Genomic DNA, 16,520 nt, shown 5'->3' with positions numbered 1-16,520 from the left:
TCTCGGCCACCGCGGGGGCGCTGTATCTGACGATCCCCCACCTCGGCGGCGGCCACCGCATCCCGTTCCTGGCGCTGGCCGCAATGGCGGCGTGCGCCTGGCCCGCGGCGGGCCGGCTCCCTACCGCGCACCACCAGTCGGGACCGGGCCCGGGTCCCCGCACCCCGCTCCCGTACCTCCGCGGCGGACTCGTCCTGGCGGGCACCATCGCGCTCTGGTCGCTCGCCCAGAACTCCCTCTGGGGTGTCAGCAGCCGGATCGGGCTCGACCAGGCCGGCCTCGGCGAGGTCACCGTCGGCGCGGTCTTCGCGGCCGGGCTCGGCGCGGGCCTCCTCGGCGTGACGGCGGCGAGCGCGCTCGGCGCACGTCTGGGCCGGGCGCTGCCGATCGGCGCGGGCACAGCGGTCATCGCCGGCTGCATCGCGCTGGCCGCGTCCGCCCACGACCTGGCGTCCTTCGCGACGGGCGAGATCGCCTGGAACGCGATCTACCCGGTGGTCCTCTCGTACCTCATCGGCCTGGCCGCTTCGCTGGACCCGCGCGGCCGCTGGGCGGTCCTGGTCGGCTCCGCGTCCTCGCTCGGCACGGCCTGCGGTCCTGTCGCCGGGTCCACGCTCGCCGCGCACGCGGGCTTCCCCGCGATGGGCCAGATCCTCTGCGTGACCCTCCTCCTGCTCGCCGTCCCGATGACGGCGGTCGCCCTGCACACCGCGGGCCGCCCGCTGGTCCCCGGAGCGGTACGCCGCAGGGGCGGCGCAGCAGCGGCGCTGCTGTCGGCGACCACGGGTGCGACGCCCGGTACGGTCCCGCAGCTGGGCGCCCCCGAGCAGCAGGTGACCGAGATCGAGGTCACCGCACTGCCGCCCCGGCCGCTCAAGATCCGTACCCGGCGCGCCGGCGAAAGGGATCAGGCGAAGACGTACGCCTCGACCTCGGCCAGGTAGCGCGCCCGCAGCTCCTCGTCGTCGTCCAGGAAGCTGGCCAGGAAGGAGTTCCTGGCCAGCTCGCGCAGCTGCTCGTCCTTGATCCCGAGTTCGGCGCGGACCGCGTCGAAGGTGTCGCCCGCGTACCCGCCGAAGTAGGCCGGGTCGTCGGAGTTGAGGGTGCACATCAGGCCGACGGCGAGCATCTTGGGCAGCGGGTGGTCGGCGAGGGTGTCGATGGTCCGCAGCCGTACGTTGGAGAGCGGGCAGAGCGTCAGCGGGATGCGCGAGAACACCAGCCGCTTCACGAGCTCCGGGTCCTCCACACAGCGCAGCCCGTGGTCGATGCGCTCCACGCCCAGCACGTCCAGGGCCTCCCAGATGTACGAGGGGTCGCCCTCCTCACCGGCGTGCGCGACGCGGCGCAGCCCGAGCGCGGAGGCCTCCTCGTACACGTCGGCGAACTTCGACGCCGGGTTGCCGACCTCCGCCGAGTCGAGCCCGACCGCGACGAACTTGTCCAGGTACGGAACGGCCGAGTGGAGGGTCTCCATCGCGGACTCGACGGGCTGGTCGCGCAGGAAGCAGAGGATCAGCCGGGTGGAGACCCCGTGCCGCTCCTGGCTCCTGTCCAGCGCCCGCGAGAGCCCGTCGATGACGGTGCCGATCTCCACACCGCGCGCGGTGTGGGCCTGCGGGTCGAAGAAGATCTCCGCGTGCCGCACACCCTGCTCGGCGGCCCGCGCGAGATAGGCGTCGGCGAGCTCCTCGAAGTCCTGCTCGGTCCTGAGCACGGCCATCAGCGCGTAGTACAGATCCAGGAAGGACTGCAGGTCGTCGAAGGCGTACGCGCTCCGCAGCTCTTCGGCGGTGGCGTACGGCAGCTCGACGCCGTTGCGTGCGGCGAGCGCGAAGGCGAGCTCGGGCTCCAGGGTGCCCTCGATGTGCAGGTGCAGCTCGGCCTTGGGGAGGGGTGCGGGATGTGACATCCCAAAAGCGTAGGTCAGAGACGCTTGGGAAGCGGAATCCGGTCGAGGTCGCGGGCGACGGTGAGCTCGCCCTCGTACCCCGCGGCCCGCGCCTGCCGCTCGAACTCCTCCGGGTCGGAGTAGCGCTGCGAGAAATGGGTCAGTACGAGATGACGCACACCCGCGTCCCGGGCGACCCGCGCAGCCTGCCCCGCGGTCAGATGCCCATGATCCTTGGCCAGCCGCACATCCTCGTCCAGGAACGTCGACTCGATGACGAGCAGATCGCACCCCTCGGCCAGCGCGAAGACCCCGTCGCAGAGCCGCGTATCCATCACGAACGCGAACCGCTGCCCGCGCCGCACCTCGCTGACCTGCTCCAGCGTGATGTCGCCGACGGCGCCCTCGCGCTGCAGCAGCCCGACGTCGGGTCCCCTGATCCCGGCCTCTGCGAGCTTCTCGGGCAGCATCCGCCGCCCGTCGGGCTCGACGAGCCGGTAGCCGTACGACTCGACGGGATGCGAGAGCCGCCGCGCTTCAAGGCGGTACGAGGGGGTCTCGGCCAGCACCCCGCCTTCGCCGTCCACGGGAGCCTGCACGAGCTGCACGGACTCGCGGTAGGCGGTGGAGTACCGCAGCCGCTCGAAGAAGTGCCGCCCGCTCGCCGGATAGTGCGCCGTGACGGGATGCGGAACCTGATCCAGGTTGATCCGCTGGATGACACCGGCGAGCCCCAGCGAGTGATCGCCGTGGAAGTGCGTGACGCACATCCGGTCGATGTCGTGCGCGGCGACGCCCGCGTGCAGCATCTGCCGCTGCGTGCCCTCACCGGGATCGAACAGGATCCCCTGGCTGTCCCAGCGCAGGAAGTAGCCGTTGTGGTTGCGGTGCCGGGTCGGGACCTGGCTGGCGGTCCCGAGCACGACCAGCTCTCGTACGGACAACGCGCTTATCCGGGCGGCCAGTTGAGACCGCGCCCGCCGAGCACATGGGCGTGCGCGTGGAAAACGGTCTGTCCGGCGCCTGCGCCGGTGTTGAAGACGACCCGGTAGCCGTTCGCCTCGATCTTCTCGTCGGCGGCGACCTGTCCGGCCTCCCGCAGCACGTCCGCGGCGATCTGCGGTTCGGCGGCGGCGAGCGAAGCGGCGTCCGGGTAGTGGACCCGGGGAATCACCAGGATGTGCGTCGGCGCCTGCGGGTTGATGTCGCGAAAGGCGACGGTGGTCTCGCTCTCCCGCACGAAGGTCGCCGGGATGTCCCCCGAGACAATCTTGCAGAACAGGCAGTCGGTCTGCGGCTCTCCCGCCATGACCCGCCCTCCTCGGTCGCTGGTGATCGGTTGTGCCGGAAGCCTATCGGGCGGATACGGGGGCGGGGGCGGGGGCGCGGTTCCTTGCCACCCCCGCCTCACGGCCCGTCACAGCCCCGGCAGCTCCGGCGCCTTCTTCGCCGGGTTCGTCTCCAGCTCCGCCAGCGCGATCCTGATCGCCTCGTCGAGCTGGGGGTCGCGGCCCGCCGCATGGTCCTGCGGGGTCATGACCACCTCGACGTCCGGGTCGACGCCGTAGTTCTCGACGCCCCAGCCCTGTCCTTCCAGCCAGAAGGAGTACTTGGGCTGGGTGACCAGCGTCCCGTCGACGAGCCGGTAGCGGCTGTCGATGCCGATGACGCCGCCCCAGGTGCGGGTGCCGACCACCGGGCCGATCTTCAATGCCTTGATCGCGGCGTTCACGATGTCCCCGTCCGAGCCGGAGAACTCGTTGGCGACGGCGACCACCGGACCGCGCGGCGCGTCCGCCGGATAGCTGAAGGGCTGCATCCCGCGCGGCAGGTCCCAGCCGACGATGCGGCGGGCGAGCTTCTCCACGACGAGCTGGGAGGTGTGGCCGCCGCGGTTCTCCCGTACGTCCACCACCAGGCCGTCGCGGGCCACTTCGACCCGCAGGTCGCGGTGGAGCTGGGCCCAGCCGGAGCCGACCATGTCGGGGACGTGGAGATAGCCGAGGCGGCCGCCGGAGTGTTCATGGACGTACGCGCGCCGGTCCGCGACCCAGTCGTGGTAGCGCAGCGCCTCCTCGTCCGCCGTCGGTACGACGACCACGTGGCGCACCTCGCCACCGCCCGCGGGGGCGATGGTGAGCTCGACGGGCTTGCCCGCGGAGCCGGTGAGGAGCGGACCAGGGCCGGTCACCGTGTCCACCGGGCGGCTGTCCACGGCCAGGATCACATCGCCGGGGCGGACCGCGACGCCCGGCGCGGTGAGCGGGGAGTGGGCGTGCGGGTCGGACGTCTCGGTGGGGAGGATCCGGTCGATGCGCCAACTGCCGTCCTCGGAACGGGAGATGTCGGCCCCCAGCAGCCCCTGCCGGGTGACCTCCGAGCCCCAGCCGCCCCTCGGGGTGACATAGGCGTGCGAGGTGCCCAGTTCGCCGTGCACCTCCCAGAGGAGGTCGGTGAGGTCGTTGTGGGTGGCGACGCGGGCGAGAACAGGACGGTAGCGGTCGAGGACCCCGGCCCAGTCGACGCCGCCCATGTCGGGGCGCCAGAAGTTGTCCCGCATGATGCGGCCGGCCTCGTCGTACATCTGGCGCCATTCGGCGGCCGGGTCGATGGTGTGCCGCACCCGGGACACATCGACGGTGATGTTGCTGTCGCTGTCGTCGTCCTTGGAGGCACGGCGGTCGGACGGTACGAGCCTGAGCTTGCCGTCGCCGCGCAGCAGCACCCGCTTGCCGTCGCCGCTCACCGCGAAGTGGTCGACGTCGTCGGCCAGTTCCTCGATCCGCAGCTGGACCAGGTCGTAGCGCTCAAGACCGGTGGTGGGCCCCGGGTCGTCGGGGGTCGCGCGCGTCGTGCCGAGCACACCGCGGACCGGGTGGCGCAGCCACAGCACACCGTCCTTGGCGGCGCGCAGGGTCGAGTAGCGGGCGGCCTCCACCGGGAAGGGGATGATCCGGCCCGCGAGTCCTTCCAGGTCGATACGGGTGACGGGGGCCGCGCTCTCCTCCGTACCGTCCCCGCCGTCGTCGGACTTCTTCTCCTTGTCGGCCTCGAAGGGGCGGCCGTGGCGCTGCGGTCCGAAGGGCGAGGGCGTCGTCGCGGCGAGGGTGATGAGGTGCGGGCGGCAGCTGACGGCGAACGACAGGTCGAAGACGTGCGCGTCGTAGACCGGGTCGAAGGCCCGCTCGGAGAGGAAGGCGAGATGCAGTCCGTCGAGGGTGAAGGCGGGCTGGTAGTCCTTGAAGCGCAGGGGCGTCGCCTCGGTGACGGCGAGGTTCCCGGTGTCGGCGATCCTCAGCTGGCGCAGGTCGCCGGGGCCCGGGTGCGACCAGGCGAGCCAGCCGGAGTCGGGCGAGAAGACGAGGCCTCTCGCGTCGCCGTTGTCGCTGCGGTCCACTTCCCGTACGTCGCCCGACGTGCGGTCCACGAGCAGGACACGCCCGTCGTGCGAGGCGACCGCGACCCGTCCGCCATCGGGCGCCACCGCCAGGTTCAGTACGCGGCCGAGCTGCCCGCCCGCCAGCCTGCGGGGCGTCGAGCCGGGGGCGGCACCGGTCGCCGGGGCGAATTCGAGGGCGTCCTCGCCGTCCGCGTCCGTCACCCAGACCACCTGCTCGTCGCCGTCCACCCGGAAGGTGTGCGGCAGCCGGGCCCGTACGCCGGGTTCGGCGGCCAGTGCGCGGGACGGGCCCTCGCGGTGGGTCAGCCAGTGCACCGTGCCGCGGACCAGGACCGCGCTGCCGCGCCCGGTGTGGTCGGGCGATGCGGTGACCTGCTGGTGGCCGGCGTGCAGGGGGTGTGGCTGGAGGTCGGCGCGCTGGCCGCCGAGGCGGATCTCGATGCGGCGGGGTTCCGTCGCGGCGGAGAGGTCGTCGATGAGCCAGAGCTCGCCGGCGGACGCGTACACGACGCGTGTGCCGTCGGTGGTGGCGTGCCGGGCGTAGAAGCTGTCGACCGGCGTGTGGCGGCGGAGGTCCGAGCCGTCGGGGAGCGAGGAGTAGACCGCGCCGACGCCCTCGTGGTCGGAGAGGAAGGCGATACGGTCGCCCGCCCACATCGCGCATTCGATGTTGCCGTCGAGGTCGGAGTGGACCCGGGCGAAGGAGTCCCCCTCACCGATCCACAACTTCCCTGCCGTACCGCCCCGGTAGCGCTTCCATGCCGCCGCCTCGCGCCCCATGGTCGCCGAGAGGAGCAGCACCTTCTCGTCCGGCCCGTAGGCGAGGCCGCCGACGGGCCCGTAGGGCAGGGTGGTCGCGGGTCCGCCGTCGAGCGGGATCGCGCGCGCCCAGCTGCGGCGCAGGGAGACCTGTCCGTACGTACTGATGGCGAGGACCTCGCCGCCCGGGGTCCAGCCGCGTACCGACGTCCGCGCGTCCCCCCAGTAGGTGAGCCGCTCGGAGGGTCCCCCGTCGACCGGCGCGACATGCACCTCGGGCGCCCCGTCGCGCGTCGAGGTCCACGCGACGGAGGAACCGTCGGGGGATATCCGGGGCTGGCTGACAGGTCTGTTGTCGGCGCTGACGCGCCAGGCACGGCCGCCGTCGAGCGGCGCCACCCAGACGTCGTCCTCTGCGGTGAAGGCGATCAACTCGCCCTGGACATGCGGATACCGGAGATAGGCCGTCTGCGTCGTCACACTGATCAGATTAGTCGCCGAGCCCGGCCAGCCGCAGCTGTCCGTACTCACGGTGCGCGAGCGGCAGCCGGTAGGAGCCCGGCACGGCCGCCGCGTCCTGCGGGATGACCACCGACGACCGCACCAGCGAGGCGAATTCGGAGCCGCCCGCGAAGACGGTACGCACCTGCTCCTCGGTGAAGGTGCCGTCGAAGGCGGAGATGCGCGCCCACAGCAGCCGCTCGGCCCTGGTGCACAGCTCGTGGCTCCACTCGATGGCCCGCAGCAGACTCCGGTGGCGGGGCGGATCCTTGGGTCCGTCGGTGAGGACGGTGAAGCGGCCGCCGGGGACGGCGAGGCTGGCGTACAGCCGCTGCGCGGGCATCAGGCGCAGGGAACGCGCGGCGAGCAGGATGGAGAGCGGGTCGCCGTCGAGGCGCTGGGCGAGGAGCCGGCCCCAGTACCTGGGCAGGTCGACGCCCTGCGTGGCGGCCTTCTCGGTGAGCATTCCCACGGTCGCTTCGGGCGGCAACGGCCGCAGGGCGACGGGCTGTTCGCCCGGTACGCCGAGCGCCTTGCGGCTGGTGGTCAGTATCTGCAGCTGGGGGCAGTGGTCGTGCAGTCTGCCGACGAGGTACGCGCACCCCGTCAGCACGTGCTCGCAGGTCTCCAGGACGAGCAGCCCGCGCCGCCGCGACAGCAGCTGGAGCACCGCGTGCACCGGATCGGCGCCCTGCTCGGGCGAGGTGTGCAGGGCGGCGGCCACGGCGTGCGGCACCAGGGCGGCGTCCTGGCAGGCCGAGAGGTCGGCCCGGAAGACGGGGAGCTCGATGGACTCGGCGATCCGGGCGGCCAGATGGGACTTGCCGACGCCGGCCGGCCCGGTGAGGGTGACCAGCCGGGTCGAGGCGAGCCGGTCGAGGAGCGTGGAGAGCTGCGGGTTCTGCCTGGGGCTTGACTGAGCTGCGCACATGGAGACAGCGTGGCGGGCGCACGGCCGGGTGCGCGCGTGCGGAGGCCGAAGATCCGCATACCTAAAACACCAGCTGAACCCCTACCTAGGTAGGCCCGCCGGAGAGTTCGGCGCGGGCGTTCTCGGCGCGTACGAGGGCGGCGATCTCCCCGCGCGAACCGAAGCCGAGCTTGGCGAGGATGTGCTCGACGTGCGCGTCGGCGGTCCGCTTGGAGATGACGAGCTTCTCCGCGATCTCCCGGTTGGACAGCCCCTGGTGGACGAGGGCGGCCACCTCGCGCTCGCGCCGGGTGAGGGCGGCGAGCGTCCGTACGGCCGCATCGACGAGGTCCGCGGCGACCGGCGGGTCCCCCAGCGCGAAAGCCAGCGCCTGGCGAAGCTCCATCCCCTCGCCCACCGCTCTGAGCCTGGCGAACTCGCGCTCCCCCAGGGCCTCTACGGCCTTCCGCCGGAACGCCGCGTCCATGGCGAGCAGTTTCGGGTCGCCCGCCATGTGCGCGACCCCGCCGCGCCGGACGCTCTGCGCGCAGCCCGCCAGGACCGCCGCCTCCTCGAACCGCCCCTGGGCGGTGGCGACCCATCCCAGCACCATCGTCTGGTTGCCGACGCCGAACATGTCCGGCAGCCGCGAGGAGTTCCGCAGCGCTTCCTGGATCGTCGTCTGCGCACTGTCGACATCGCCGGCCATGATCTGGGCGATGGCGAGCAGGCTCCGGGTGAGGCTCGCCGCCCAGACCTCCCCGGGCGGGGAGACCTCGAGGCCGCGCAGCAGCAGTGCCTCGCCGGTGGCGCTGTCGCCCTGCCGGGCCGCGAGGAGACCGGTGTTCCTGAAGTGCCGTGAGAGGAGGAGGGGATTGGCCAGTTCCGCCACGAGCGGCCCGTTCAGGTCGTTGATCCGCTGTGCGTTCTCCTCGTCGCCTGCGAGGAGGTACGCCGTACCGAGATGGACCAGGCACATGATCCAGCGGGTGCGGTCCCCCAACCGCTCGTGCTCCTCGGCCGCCCGGATGTACTCGTCGACCGCACCCCGCGGATCGCCGCCGATGATCGTGCACGTCGCGCGCTGGAAGCGCAGCCGGGCCCGGTCCAGCGGATCGCCCGCTCCGGCCGCGAGCATCCGGTCGCACCAGCGGATCCCTTCGGCGACCATGCCGCGGCCGAACCAGAGCCCTTCGAGCGACGCGGCGATGGCCACCCCGTCCGCCTCCGCGCCGGGCACGGAGAGGGACCACTCCATGGCAGTACGGAAGTTGTCGATCTCCCGCTCGAAGCGGTGGGTCCACTCGACCTGCGCGGGCCCGTACCAGACGGCGCTCCCCTCGCGGGCGAGCCTCAGACAGCGGTCACGGTGACGGCGGGCGAACACCTGGCTCTCGCCCGATGCCGCGAGCCGCTCGCCGCCGTACTCACGGATCGTGTCGAGCATCGTGTAGCGGTCGTCGCCCTCGCCCTCCCGCCGGACCACGATGGACTTGTCGACCAGCCCGATGAGGTGGTCGACGATGTCGATGGCCTCCGCGTCGGTCTCCGCGCAGACCTGTTCGGCCGCGTCCACGTCGAAGCCCCCGGCGAAGACGGAAAGCCGCGCCCACAGCGCCCGCTCCTCGGGGGTGCACAGGTCGTGGCTCCAGTCGATGGCGGTACGAAGCGTCTGATGGCGGGGGTGGGTCGACCGGCCCCCGCCGAGCCCGCGGAAGCGGTCTTCCAGCCGGCGAAGCACCTGTTCGAGCGGGAGTGCCCGCAGCCGTACGGCGGCCAGTTCCAGGGCGAGTGGAATCCCGTCGAGTCGCCGGCAGACGGCGGCCACCTGCTCGCGGTTGCTCCCGTCGAGGGCGAACCCGGGTCTGGCGGCGGCAGCCCGGTCGACGAACAGCCGTACAGCTTCGTCCTGTTCGAGGGGCGCGACCGTAAGCGTGTGTTCGGCGGGCACGTCCAGCGCCTGCCGGCTGGTCAGCAGCAGGCGCAGCCCCGGGCATGAAGTCAGCAGGATCTCGGCGAACAGCGCGCACACATCGACCAGATGCTCACAGGTGTCGAGGACCAGCAGCGACTGCTCCTCGCGCAGAAACTCCACCACGGTGTCCAGCGGGCTGCGCCCCGGCACCTCCGGCAAACCGAAAGCGGCCCCGACGGCGTGCGGCAGCAGCTCGCCGTCGCGCACCCCGGCAAGCTCCACCATCCGTATGCCGTCCCGGAATTGAGAGGCCATGGAGGCGGCCGCCCGCACTGCGATACGGGTCTTCCCCACGCCTCCGGGACCGAGCAGGGTCACCATCCGTGCCGCGCCGAACAGCGCCAGCACACCGTTGACCTCCGACTCCCGGCCGATGAAACTCGTCATCTCACTGGGGAGTTCACCGCGCTGCCATGCCCAGACGGTTTCCGCCATGTGCCCATATTAGGCGCGGTCTCACTTGCCCTGGGGGTACTCGGTAACAGTGACCGTCACGGTGACGGCAGGCTGCCCTCCACCACCGGCCGGTGGCGTCGTCCTGCGTGAACTCCCGCCGGAGGGCGCCGCGTTGCAGTCCCCGAGCACGCTGGCCGTGAACATGGTCTTCGCGCCGACCTTCCCGGTCAGGTGTCCGCGCACGCACGATCCGTCGCGTACATAGGTCACTGTCCCCTTGACGGTGATGTCCTTGCCGTCGGAGGTACGGCCCTGGCAGTCGACGGTCGCCCTGCTGGGCGAGGCGGTCGGCGTCGCGGTGCCCCCGCCGGAGACGGTCGCCGTGCAGCTCAGCCAGTTGACCTTCACCCCGGCGCGTTCCAGCACCTTGGTGGCCATCTGGTCGGTGGTGTAGGCGACGGAGGCGGAGTTCATCCCGCCCACCGGATCACAGGCGGCTGCCGCCACAACCACCGCTGCGGCAACACCGGTTGCCGCGAGGCCCCGCCCGTATCTCAAGCGCCTCAATGCCCGCATACAGGGCAGGGTCCCACCGCCGGGGCCGCCTGCGACAGACTCTGTCCGGTCAAGTCCTGCGGGCGGTCACATCCAGCGGCCGGTGCGCCCCAAAAGCAGCGCGGCGGCCGCGGTGCCCGCGGTGGAGGTACGCAGCACGGTCGGGCCCAGCACGTACGGCTTGGCGCCCGCCTCTGCGAAGGCGTTCAGCTCATCGGGCGAGACGCCTCCCTCGGGACCCACGACGAGCACGATCGACCCCTCGGCCGGCAGTTGGGCGGCGGCCAGCGAGACGGTCCCCTCCTCGTGCAGTACGGCAGCGAAGTCGGCCGTGGCGAGCAGCGCCGCCACCTGCTTCGTGCTCAGCGCGTCGGCCACCTCGGGAAACCGCACCCGGCGCGACTGCTTGCCCGCCTCGCGTGCCGTGTTCCGCCACTTGGCAAGGGACTTGGCGCCCCGGTCGCCCTTCCACTGCGTGATGCAGCGCGAGGCCTGCCACGGCACGATCGCGTCGACACCGACCTCGGTCATGGTCTCGACGGCGACCTCCCCGCGGTCGCCCTTGGGCAGCGCCTGTACGACGGTGATCCGGGGCTCCGGCGCCGGCTCGTCCGTGACGGCGTCGAGCCGCAGGGTCAGCCGGTCCTTGCCCTCGGCCGCGAGGACGACGCAGTCAGCCCACCGCCCGCTGCCGTCGGTGAGGACTACTGCCTCACCCACCTGCAGCCGCTTGACCGACACGGCGTGCCGCCCCTCGGGGCCGTCCAGTACGTACCCGCCGCCCGGCCCCGCCTCGATACGGTCCACCACGAAAACCGGCGCCGTCATCCCGCACTCCCCGCCCTTGTGTTCCTCTTCACGTACACGTTCAGACTCCCGGACCCAACGCTGTCCGCGCCGCGTCCAGTTCACTCGCCAGCAGCTCGACCAGCTGCCCTGCGGGCAGTTCCCGCGCCTGGCGGTGCCCCTGCCCCGCCCAGAGCGCCATGCCCTGCGCGTCGCCGACCCCGGCGGCCGCCTTGCGCAGCCCTGCCGTGAGGTGGTGCACCTGGGGGTACGCGGCCGGCGCGTAAGGCCCGTGCTCGCGCATGAACCGGTTGACGAGCCCGCGTGCGGGCCGGCCGGAGAAGGCCCGGGTGAGCTCGGTCCGTACGAACAGCGGATTGGTCAGCGCCTGCTTGTGCAGCACGTTCGCACCGGACTCCGGACAGACCAGGAACGCCGTCCCCAGCTGCGCGGCCTCCGCGCCCGCCGCCATCACGGCCGCGATCTGCGACCCGCGCATCAGCCCGCCCGCCGCCACGATCGGCAGCGGCACGGTCTCGCGCACCTGCGCGACCAGCGAGATCAGCCCGAACCCTGCGGCGCCCATGTCCGGCCGCAGGTCGTCGCGGTGCGTGGACTGGTGACCGCCCGCCTCGATCCCCTGTGCGCACACCGCGTCGGCGCCGCACCACTGGGCGGTCTGCGCCTCCTCGGGCGTGGTGACCGTGACGATCGTGTACGTACCCGCCCGGTCGAAGGCGTCGAGCACATCGCGCGGGGGACAGCCGAAAGCGAAGGAGACGACCGGCACGGGGTCGTCGAGGAGGATGGCCAGCTTGGCCTCGTATCCGTCGTCACCGGCGCCGCAGGCGTCGAGATCCACCAGGGGCGTCTCGTACCAGGTGGCCTCGCCCGCGAGCTGATGCCGGTAGACCTCCACGGCGGCCCGGTCGGGGGCGTCCTGCTGCGGCATGAAGAGGTTGACGCCGAAGGGCTGCGAGGTGAGCCCGCGCAACTGTTTGATCTCTTCGTACATGCCGTCGGCGGTCTTGTACCCGGCGGCGAGGAACCCGAGCCCCCCGGCCTCGGACACCGCGGCGGCCAGCCGCGGCCGGGAGGCGCCGCCGGCCATGGGCGCCTGCACGATCGGATACCGACAGAGGTCGGCCAGTGCGGAGGACATAACGGCATCGTGCCACGCCACCTGGGCGGGGCCGAACTTGGCCGCCCACCCGCGTCGCCTTTTCGTCCTCGATTGCCGGACGGGCTATTTATAGCCCGTCCGGCAATCGAAGACGTCTTCAACGCCCGTTGAACGCGTCCTTCAGACGTGAGAACAGGCCCTGCTGCCCCGGCTGGAACTGCCCGGTGGGCCGCTCCTCACCCCGCAGCTTCGCCAGATCCCGCATCAGCCGCTCCTGCTCCACGTCCATCTTCATGGGCGTCAGCACCTCGACGTGCACGATGAGGTCGCCACGACCGCCACCGCGCAGATGCGTGATGCCGTGCTGGTGCAGCGGGATCGACTGCCCCGACTGCGTACCGGGCCGGATGTCGATGTCCGCCATCCCGTCCAGCGTCTCCAGCGGCACCTTCGTGCCCAGCGATGCCGCCGTCATCGGCAGCGTCACCGTGCAGTGCAGATCGTCGCCCCGCCGCTGGAACACCGCGTGCGGAACCTCGTGGATCTCCACGTACAGGTCACCGGCGGGGCCGCCGCCGGGGCCGACCTCGCCCTCGCCCGCGAGCTGGATGCGGGTGCCGTTGTCGACACCGGCCGGGATCTTGACCGTAAGGGTGCGACGCGACCGGATGCGGCCGTCGCCGGCGCACTCCGGGCACGGGGTCGGGACGACGGTCCCGAAGCCCTGGCACTGCGGGCAGGGCCGCGAGGTCATGACCTGGCCCAGGAAGGACCGGGTGACCTGCGAAACCTCACCGCGACCGCGGCACATGTCACACGTCTGGGCCGACGTGCCGGGTGCCGCGCCCTCACCGCTGCAGGTCGTACAGACCACAGCCGTGTCGACCTGGATGTCCTTGGTGGTCCCGAAGGCCGCCTCGTTCAGGTCGATCTCGAGCCGGATCATCGCGTCCTGGCCGCGCCGCGTCCGCGACCGGGGCCCGCGCTGGGACGCCGTACCGAAGAAGGCGTCCATGATGTCCGAGAAGTTGCCGAAGCCGCCCTGGCCGAAGCCACCGGCGCCGCCTCCGCCCGAGGCGGACAACGGGTCTCCGCCCAGGTCGTAGACCTGCTTCTTCTGGGGGTCCGAGAGGACCTCGTAGGCGGCGTTGATCTCCTTGAAGCGCTCCTGCGTCTTCGGGTCCGGATTCACATCCGGGTGAAGCTCGCGGGCGAGGCGCCTGAAGGCCTTCTTGATCTCGTCCTGGGAAGCGTCGCGGCGCACGCCGAGTACGGCGTAGTAGTCCGTGGCCACTTACGACTCCGCCAGGATCTGTCCGACGTAACGTGCCACTGCGCGTACCGCTCCCATCGTTCCCGGGTAATCCATGCGTGTGGGGCCGACGACCCCGAGTTTGGCGACTGCCTCGTCGCCCGAACCGTAGCCGACGGCGACGACCGATGTGGACGTGAGGCCCTCGTGGGGATTCTCATGCCCGATACGTACGGTGATGCCTGAGTCCTGCGCCTCGCCGAGCAGTTTCAGCAGCACGACCTGCTCCTCCAGCGCTTCCAGCACCGGCCGGATCGTCAGCGGGAAGTCGTGCCCGAAACGGGTGAGGTTGGAGGTGCCGCCGATCATCAGCCGCTCCTCGGTCTCCTCGACCAGGGTCTCCAGCAGAGTGGCGAGCACCGTCGTGACAGTGCCCCGGTCCTCCTGCTCGAAGGACTCCTGCAGGTCCTGCACCAGCTGCGGCACGTCCGCGAAGCGGCGCCCCACGACCCGTGCGTTGAGCCGCGCCCGCAGATCCGCGAGCGAGGTCTCCCCGAAGGGGGCCGGGCAGTCGATCATGCGCTGCTCGACCCGGCCGGTGTCCGTGATCAGCACCAGCATCAGCCGGACCGGCGACAGCGAGAGGAGCTCCACGTGCCGCACCGTCGACCGTGTGAGCGACGGGTACTGCACGACGGCGACCTGCCGCGTCAGCTGCGCGAGCAGCCGCACGGTCCGCGCCACCACGTCGTCGAGGTCGACCGCGCTGTCCAGGAAGTTCTGGATCGCGCGCCGCTCGGGCGACGACAGCGGCTTGACGCCCGCGAGGCGGTCGACGAAGAGCCGGTAGCCCTTGTCGGTGGGGATCCGCCCGGCACTCGTGTGCGGCTGGGCGATGAACCCCTCGTCCTCCAGGGCCGCCATGTCATTGCGGATCGTGGCCGGCGAGACACCGAGCCTGTGCCGCTCGGTGAGCGCCTTCGACCCCACCGGCTCCTCGGTGCCCACATAGTCCTGGACGATGGCGCGCAGCACTTCAAGCCTGCGTTCACTGAGCATCGCGCACACCTCCAGCTGTCGTCCCTTGGCACCTGCCTGGCACTCTTGGCGTTCGAGTGCCAGCAATCCGACCAGTGTACGGCGGCCGGGCTGCCCCTCGGCAAGGCGGAGGGTGGCCGGACATGCCGCCGAGACGGAGCATGCCACCCGGGATAGCGTCGCGGTATGGACGTCGCTTGGGAAGACCACGGATGGGAACGGATCGCTCCGGATGTCGGCCGACGCCGTCTGCCCGGCTGGGACGCGACCGTCGGCCTGGTGGCCGGCGGGGGCGGGGCGCTCCTCTTCGACACAGGTTCCACACTCGGTGAGGGTGCCGAGATCCGCCTCCAGGCCGAGCAGCTCCTGGGCCGCAGAGTGACGCACATCGCTCTCAGCCACCCCCATTTCGACCACGTCCTGGGCACCGCGGTCTTCGCGGGCGCCACGGTGTACGGCGCCGCGGGCATCGACGCCCTGTTCGCACGGAGCGCGGACGAGCTCGCGGCGGGCGCGGTACGCCAGGGGATCCCGGAGGACAAGGCGGCAGAGGCCGCCGATCTTCTCGTACGGCCGCACCACACGGTCCGCGGCGAGTGGACGCTGGACCTGGGCGGCGGCCTCCAGGTCCTCCTCGCCAACATCGGCCCCGCACATTCCGGCCACGACCTGGTGGCCGTGATCCCCACCACCCCTCCGGTCGTCTTCTGCGGAGATCTGGTGGAGGAGTCGGGCGAACCGCAGGCGGGCAGCGACGCGACCCCCTCCCGGTGGCCCGCGGCCCTGGACCGGCTGCTCGCCCTCGGCGGCGAGAGCGCCCGGTATGTCCCCGGCCACGGCGCGGTGGTCGACGCCGCGTTCGTCCGCGCCCAGCGGGATGCGCTGGCCGAGCGCTTCCCGGTGTCGTAGCGTCTGCGAAATGCGCAGCTACAACGCGGACTTGACGCCCCCGTGGAAGAAGTCGACTCCCGCCCCCACTGTCCCCGCCGACCCCGACCTGGTGGTCGAGGAGATCGCCACCGGTTTCTGCGGTGCGGTGATCCGCTGCGAGAAGACGGCGGAGGGCCCCACGGTCACGCTGGAGGACCGCTTCGGCAAGCACCGTGTCTTCCCGATGACCCCGTCGGCGTTCCTCCTGGAGGGCCGTCCGGTCACGCTGGTACGTCCCACAGCCGCGTCCCCGCAGCGCCCCGACCGCACGCGCACGGCGTCGGGCTCCGTCGCGGTCCCCGGCGCGCGCGCCCGGGTCGCCCGCGCGGGCCGCATCTATGTGGAGGGCCGCCACGACGCGGAGCTGGTGGAGCGGGTCTGGGGCGACGACCTGCGCATCGAGGGCGTGGTGGTCGAGTACCTGGAGGGCATCGACGACCTCCCCGCGATCGTCGCGGAGTTCGCCCCGGCGGCCGACGCGCGGCTGGGGGTCCTGGTCGACCACCTGGTCCCGGGCTCGAAGGAGTCGCGTATCGCGGCGGCGGTCTCCAGCGACCACGCGCTGATCGTCGGCCACCCGTACATCGACGTCTGGGAGGCGGTGAAACCGTCGAGCGTGGGCATCACGGCCTGGCCCCGGATCCCGCACGGCCAGGACTGGAAGACGGGCATCTGCCGTTCACTGGGCTGGCCGGAGAACACGGGGGCGGCGTGGCAGCACATCCTGTCGCGGGTGCACTCGTACAAGGACCTGGAACCGGCACTCCTGGGCAGGGTCGAGGAACTGATCGACTTCGTCACGAGCTGACGAAGTCAAGCCGCCATCAGGCAATTCAAGCCCGTCCGGCGATTGAGGACAAGCGACCGAAGGTCGCTTACGGGGGCCCGGGGCGGAGCCCCCACCACCCGCCTAATCCACCAGGTCCCGAACCACCGCATCGGCCAGCAACCGCCCCCGCAAAGTCAGCACGGCACGGCCCTCCCCATATGGCCCCGCCTCAAGC

At 71.7% G+C, this 16,520-nt stretch carries 14 protein-coding genes; 3 read left to right on the top strand and 11 right to left on the bottom strand.

What is annotated here, in order from left to right:
• Nucleotides 1–944: MFS transporter (locus J0695_RS30460; protein ID WP_242553394.1), on the top strand; the 944-nt coding region annotated here is incomplete at its 5' end.
• On the opposite strand, the gene J0695_RS30455 is transcribed toward J0695_RS30460, so the two are convergent.
• The 11 genes from J0695_RS30455 to hrcA all read right to left on the bottom strand — a co-directional run bounded on the left by J0695_RS30455 (nucleotide 908) and on the right by hrcA (nucleotide 14,607).
• Nucleotides 908–1,912 (bottom strand): adenosine deaminase, encoded by a 1,005-nt coding sequence (locus J0695_RS30455; RefSeq protein WP_206967461.1) that lies wholly within the window; start codon nucleotides 1,910–1,912, stop codon nucleotides 908–910. The genes J0695_RS30460 and J0695_RS30455 overlap by 37 nt on opposite strands.
• A gap of 14 nt (nucleotides 1,913–1,926) precedes the next feature.
• Nucleotides 1,927–2,835 (bottom strand): ribonuclease Z, encoded by a 909-nt coding sequence (locus tag J0695_RS30450; protein ID WP_206967459.1) that lies wholly within the window; start codon nucleotides 2,833–2,835, stop codon nucleotides 1,927–1,929.
• 5 nt (nucleotides 2,836–2,840) lie between these two features.
• Complete coding sequence (locus J0695_RS30445; RefSeq protein ID WP_206967457.1) at nucleotides 2,841–3,200, bottom strand: histidine triad nucleotide-binding protein; 360 nt, start codon at nucleotides 3,198–3,200, stop codon at nucleotides 2,841–2,843.
• 108 nt (nucleotides 3,201–3,308) lie between these two features.
• Nucleotides 3,309–6,530: a S41 family peptidase gene (locus J0695_RS30440; protein WP_307798814.1), complete on the bottom strand. Its 3,222-nt coding sequence runs from the start codon at nucleotides 6,528–6,530 to the stop codon at nucleotides 3,309–3,311.
• Nucleotides 6,531–6,540: 10 nt separating this feature from the next.
• The gene (locus J0695_RS30435) at nucleotides 6,541–7,482 is read right to left on the bottom strand and encodes an ATP-binding protein (protein ID WP_206967456.1); all 942 of its coding nucleotides are present in this window, start codon (nucleotides 7,480–7,482) and stop codon (nucleotides 6,541–6,543) included.
• Nucleotides 7,483–7,567: 85 nt separating this feature from the next.
• Entirely contained in the window at nucleotides 7,568–9,871 is a 2,304-nt protein-coding gene (locus tag J0695_RS30430; RefSeq protein WP_206967454.1) for an ATP-binding protein, read from the bottom strand.
• A 21-nt stretch (nucleotides 9,872–9,892) separates the two neighbouring features.
• Nucleotides 9,893–10,306 (bottom strand): hypothetical protein, encoded by a 414-nt coding sequence (locus tag J0695_RS30425; RefSeq protein WP_242553393.1) that lies wholly within the window; start codon nucleotides 10,304–10,306, stop codon nucleotides 9,893–9,895.
• Nucleotides 10,307–10,474: 168 nt separating this feature from the next.
• Nucleotides 10,475–11,215, bottom strand: a complete 741-nt coding sequence (locus J0695_RS30420) for a 16S rRNA (uracil(1498)-N(3))-methyltransferase (protein ID WP_206967450.1) — start codon at nucleotides 11,213–11,215, stop codon at nucleotides 10,475–10,477.
• 40 nt (nucleotides 11,216–11,255) lie between these two features.
• Entirely contained in the window at nucleotides 11,256–12,335 is a 1,080-nt protein-coding gene (locus J0695_RS30415; protein WP_206967448.1) for a nitronate monooxygenase, read from the bottom strand.
• Between the two features lie 118 nt (nucleotides 12,336–12,453).
• Nucleotides 12,454–13,590 carry a molecular chaperone DnaJ gene (gene dnaJ / locus J0695_RS30410; protein ID WP_206967446.1) on the bottom strand — a complete coding sequence of 379 codons (1,137 nt, stop codon included), beginning with the start codon at nucleotides 13,588–13,590 and terminating at the stop codon, nucleotides 12,454–12,456.
• Entirely contained in the window at nucleotides 13,591–14,607 is a 1,017-nt protein-coding gene (gene hrcA, locus J0695_RS30405; RefSeq protein WP_206967444.1) for a heat-inducible transcriptional repressor HrcA, read from the bottom strand. It abuts the gene before it with no gap.
• A 165-nt stretch (nucleotides 14,608–14,772) separates the two neighbouring features.
• Here hrcA and J0695_RS30400 point away from each other — a divergent pair, with 165 nt between their 5' ends.
• The gene (locus tag J0695_RS30400; RefSeq protein WP_206967442.1) at nucleotides 14,773–15,495 is read left to right on the top strand and encodes an MBL fold metallo-hydrolase; all 723 of its coding nucleotides are present in this window, start codon (nucleotides 14,773–14,775) and stop codon (nucleotides 15,493–15,495) included.
• Nucleotides 15,496–15,505: 10 nt separating this feature from the next.
• Entirely contained in the window at nucleotides 15,506–16,324 is an 819-nt protein-coding gene (locus J0695_RS30395) for a DUF3097 domain-containing protein (RefSeq protein WP_206967440.1), read from the top strand.
• Nucleotides 16,325–16,520 lie beyond the last annotated feature (196 nt).

The organism is Streptomyces beijiangensis (assembly GCF_017315755.1).
In the GTDB taxonomy this organism is placed as follows: domain Bacteria; phylum Actinomycetota; class Actinomycetes; order Streptomycetales; family Streptomycetaceae; genus Streptomyces; species Streptomyces beijiangensis.
Note: the sequence above shows the minus strand (reverse complement) of the source record. Positions and strands in the feature narration are given on the sequence as shown.